Here is a 1,301-nt window from a genome sequence, read left to right on the forward strand (position 1 = left end):
TACTGGTCGCGGTACATTTCGGCGACGAGGAAGGCGAGGTCGAGTGACTGGCTGCGGTTGAGGCGGGGGTCGCAGGCGGTCTCGTAGCGCTGGTGGAGGTCGTCGACGAAGATCTCGTCGCCGCCGCCCACGCACTCGGTCACATCGTCGCCGGTCAGCTCCACATGGATACCGCCCGGGTGGGTCCCCAGGCTCTTGTGGACCTCGAAGAAGCCCTTCACCTCGTCCAGCACGTCGTCGAAACGACGGGTCTTGTGCCCGGACGCGGCCTCGAAGGTGTTCCCGTGCATCGGATCCGTCACCCAGGCGACCGTCGCACCCGACGCGGTGACCTTCTCCACCAACTCCGGCAACCGGTCACGGACCTTGTCCGCACCCATCCGCACCACGAACGTCAAACGACCCGGCTCCCGGTCCGGATCCAGCCGCTCGATGTAGCCCAACGCCTCGTCCACCGTCGTGTTCGGACCCAGCTTGACCCCCAGCGGGTTACGGATCCGCGAGGCGAACTCGATATGCGCACCGTCCAGCTGACGCGTACGCTCACCGATCCACACCATGTGCCCCGACGTGTTGTACAGGTTGCCCGTACGCGAGTCCGTACGCGTCAGCGCCGACTCGTAGTCGAGCAGCAGCGCCTCGTGCGAGGAGTAGAACTCCACCGACCTGAACTCCGCCGGATCCGTCCCGCACGCCTTCATGAAGTTCAGCGCGTTGTCGATCTCACGGGCCAACTGCTCGTAACGCTGCCCGGCCGGCGAGGACTTCACGAAGTCCTGATTCCAGGCATGCACCTGCCGCAGATCCGCGTACCCACCCGTCGTGAAGGCCCGCACCAGATTCAGAGTGGACGCCGACGCGTGGTACATCCGCGTCAACCGCGCCGGATCCGGCACCCGCGAGGCCGCGTCGAACGCGAACCCGTTGACGGAATCACCCCGGTAACTCGGCAGCGTCACCCCGTCCCGCGTCTCGGTATCCTTCGAACGCGGCTTCGAGTACTGCCCGGCGATCCTGCCGACCTTCACCACCGGCACAGAGGCGGCATACGTGAGGACCGCGCTCATCTGCAGCAGCGTCTTCAGCTTCGCCCTGATGTGCTCGGCCGACACCGCGTCGAACGCCTCCGCGCAGTCACCCCCCTGCAGCAGGAACGCCTCACCCTTCGCGACCGCCGCCAACCGGGACCGCAGCAGATCACACTCACCCGCGAAGACCAGCGGCGGACACGCCTCCAACTCCGCCACCGCCGCACGCAGCGCCTCCTGATCCGGATACGACGGCTGCTGCGCAGCGGGGAG

Annotated in this window: 1 protein-coding gene; it reads right to left on the bottom strand. The window is 66.8% G+C overall.

The genetic code is table 11. The features are described 5' to 3' along the window. Positions 1-1,301: class II 3-deoxy-7-phosphoheptulonate synthase (locus tag ABEA77_RS33755; protein ID WP_345655969.1), on the bottom strand; the 1,301-nt coding region annotated here is incomplete at both ends.

This window comes from Streptomyces tremellae, assembly GCF_039540215.1.
Lineage (GTDB): Bacteria > Actinomycetota > Actinomycetes > Streptomycetales > Streptomycetaceae > Streptomyces > Streptomyces tremellae.